The organism is Rhodoferax sp. (assembly GCF_028715765.1).
Lineage (GTDB): Bacteria > Pseudomonadota > Gammaproteobacteria > Burkholderiales > Burkholderiaceae_C > Rhodoferax.
In genome coordinates this window covers 1-2,791 of sequence record NZ_JAQURE010000108.1, presented here as the reverse complement: position 1 = coordinate 2,791, position 2,791 = coordinate 1, and the positions used below count along the sequence as shown (strand labels likewise).

The following is a 2,791-nucleotide window of genomic DNA, read 5'->3' as shown; positions in this document are numbered from 1 at the left end:
ACCACCTTGAGCATGCCCGCGCCGGTGCAAATGACCAGCTCGTTGTGCGGCTGCACCATGGGCGAGGCCACGGCCACACCCAGCGTCAAAGCAAACCACAGCAAGGCCAATTTGGCCAGCCAAGGTGAGGTGCGCAGGGTGTGCAAGGGGTTCATGGGGCGAGATTATGGCATTGAGCCTGAGACATCAGCCTGACAGGCATCAAACGCCAAGAACGGTACAGCCAGGGGCCGGTTGATACGGCCATTAAACAGTCTGACCCGCGTGGTAGCGCGCAAAAAACTGCTGTGTGGCGGCTTGTTGCGGTTCGTCAATGACTGCCTGCGGCGTGCCGCTTTCCAGCACCACGCCGTCGCGCATGAAGACCACCTGGTCAGCCACCTCGCGTGCAAACGACATCTCGTGGGTGACCAGAATCATGGTCATGCCGTCTGCTGCCAGGTCGCGGATCACGCCCAGCACCTCGCCTACCAATTCGGGGTCCAGCGCAGAGGTGACCTCGTCAAACAGCATCACCTGCGGCTGCATGGCCAGCGCGCGGGCAATGGCCACACGCTGCTTCTGGCCACCCGAGAGTTGCGCCGGGTATTGGTCAGCCTTGTCCTGCAGACCCACTTTGGCCAACAGGGCATGGGCTTGCTCACGCGCTTTGGCCTTGGGCGCGCGCAGCACGGTGACCGGGCCTTCCATGACGTTTTGCAGCACCGACATGTGCGGAAACAGGTTGAAATGCTGAAACACCATGCCGGTATTGGCTCGAAAGCGCGCCAACGTGCGGTCGCCAGGCAAGCGCGTGGCATCGCCTGAATAGGTCATTTCGTGATCGCCCACGCGGATACTGCCCTTGTCGGGAATGGTCAACAGGTTGACACAGCGCAGCAGCGTGGACTTGCCTGAGCCCGAGGGCCCCAGCAGCGCCACCACCGCGCCTTTGTCAATGTGCATGTGGATGTCTTTGAGGACGACGTGGTCACCAAAGCTCTTTTGTAACCCGTGAATGTCGATCATGGCATGGCGTCTGGCGTGCTTCATTGTCTGGTGATAAAACTTACTCGGCGCGTTTGGATTCAAGCCGGCGCACCAGTTTGCTGGCGGGCAACAAAATGGCGATGTACATCAGCGCAATCAGCGTGTAGGCCTCCAGCGGACGGTAGGTTTCGTGCGCCACCGCCTGGCCTTGGTAGACCAGGTCAGGCAGGGCCAGCACCGACAGCAACGAGGTATTTTTGAGCTGCATGATGGACTGGTTCATCAGCGGCGGCGTCATGCGCCGCAAGGCCTGCGGCAGCACCACCCGGCGCATCACCTGAAAACGCGTCATGCCGAGGGCACGCGCGGCATCACTCTGGCCGGGGTCGATGGACACAATGCCGCCCCGGATGATCTCGGCGTAAAACGCCCCGCCGTACAAGGACAAGGCCAGCACCGCCGCCACCGATGCCGTCATGGCCACGCCAATGAGCACCGGCAGCGCGTAATAAAACCAGATGATCAACACCAGCACCGGCGTGGCCCGAAACAGCTCCACATACCATTTCAGAGGCAGATGAATCAGCCGCGATTTGGCCAGCCCGCCGATACCGGCCACCAGCCCCACCGTCAGGCCAAACACGATGCACAGCAGGCTATAGCCCACCGTGACCATCAGCCCATTGGCAAACAGCTGGCGGTATTGCCAGAGGTATTGAAAGTTCCACTCGTACACGCCAACGTCCCTTGCGAATGGGTTAGAAACTGACGATGGCGGGGATCTCTTCGCGCTTGATGCTCATCAGCTTGTCCAGGTTGCCCAGCACGATGGTGTTGATGGCGCCGCTTTTGCGCAGCTCGGCAATCCAGCCGTCCACATAGGTTTTCCAACGCTGATCGGTCTCCATGCGCAGCCCGGCGTTGGTGGAAGTGCCCTTGATGGGCTCAGGCACCACCACATGGCCAATGCCGGGGTTCTTTTTGACAATACCGGCTGAGAGCGTGACCACCAGCGGCTGCACATCGGCACGACCGGTTTGTACCGCCAGCGTGGCATCGGCGGATTTCTCAAAGCGCAGAATTTTGGCTTTTTTGTACATGGCGGTCACCAGGTTGTCGTAAGACGAACCGACATCGACAGCGATGGTCACCTCAGGCGTGTCCATCTCTTCCCAGGTCTTGGGGTTGAAGCCTTTTTTGGCAATCAGGCTGTAGGCGTTGTTGTACAGCGGCTCGGAAAAGCTAATCACCTTCATGCGTTGTGGCGTCGGGTTCAGACCAAAAAAGATGTCAATTTTGTTGGACTGCAAGTCCAGCACCGAATTGCCCCAAGTGGTCTCCCTGATCTCCAGCTTGACACCGAGCTTGGCGGCCAAATCATTGGCCAGGTCGATCATGATGCCGCTCCATTGACCGGTGGCCAGGTCTTTGTGGTAATTAGGGGCGCCGCCAGCCACGGCGGCAATGCGCAGCGTTTTGCTGCTGGCAATGCGCTCCCAGGTGGCCATGTCAGCCTGGTTCTGCGCCCAGGTTGGGACGGTTATGGCAGAGCCCAATAAAGCGGCGCTACCCAAAAGCACGTTGCGGCGGTTGGTCTTGGTCATGGCTTTTCTCCTTGAAAATGGCAAGTGGCTTGCCGGTTAAAAATGGATTCAGAGCCGGGTTCGGCATAAGCGGCCAACGCCGCCAGCGACACAGGGCGCAGTGGCCAGCGCGGCACGTCGCCGTTGAGCGCCGCGGGATCAAAGCCAAAACCGTGTTCATGCGCCAGTTGGCTTGTGGTGTGGGCACAAAACCGGCCCTGGCAGGCCCCCATGCCAAA

At 59.8% G+C, this 2,791-nt stretch carries 3 protein-coding genes and 1 pseudogene; all 4 read right to left on the bottom strand.

Annotated features, from left to right (window positions below):
• Window positions 1-246 precede the first annotated feature (246 nt).
• Window positions 247-1,032, bottom strand: a complete 786-nt coding sequence (locus PHT20_RS16615) for an amino acid ABC transporter ATP-binding protein (RefSeq protein WP_301021403.1) — start codon at window positions 1,030-1,032, stop codon at window positions 247-249.
• A gap of 16 nt (window positions 1,033-1,048) precedes the next feature.
• Window positions 1,049-1,705 carry an amino acid ABC transporter permease gene (locus tag PHT20_RS16610; protein ID WP_300178783.1) on the bottom strand — a complete coding sequence of 219 codons (657 nt, stop codon included), beginning with the start codon at window positions 1,703-1,705 and terminating at the stop codon, window positions 1,049-1,051.
• Between the two features lie 22 nt (window positions 1,706-1,727).
• Window positions 1,728-2,573, bottom strand: a complete 846-nt coding sequence (locus PHT20_RS16605) for a transporter substrate-binding domain-containing protein (RefSeq protein WP_300178780.1) — start codon at window positions 2,571-2,573, stop codon at window positions 1,728-1,730.
• Window positions 2,570-2,791: pseudogene (locus PHT20_RS16600) on the bottom strand (hypothetical protein); the annotation flags it as partial. The pseudogene PHT20_RS16600 and the gene PHT20_RS16605, both read right to left, overlap by 4 nt.

What these genes read in the sequence shown, in the direction of transcription:
- PHT20_RS16615 (WP_301021403.1), bottom strand. Translation starts at nt 1,032, where the DNA reads ATGAAGCACGCCAGACGCCATGCCATGATCGACATTCACGGGTTACAA.
- PHT20_RS16605 (WP_300178780.1), bottom strand. Translation starts at nt 2,573, where the DNA reads ATGACCAAGACCAACCGCCGCAACGTGCTTTTGGGTAGCGCCGCTTTA.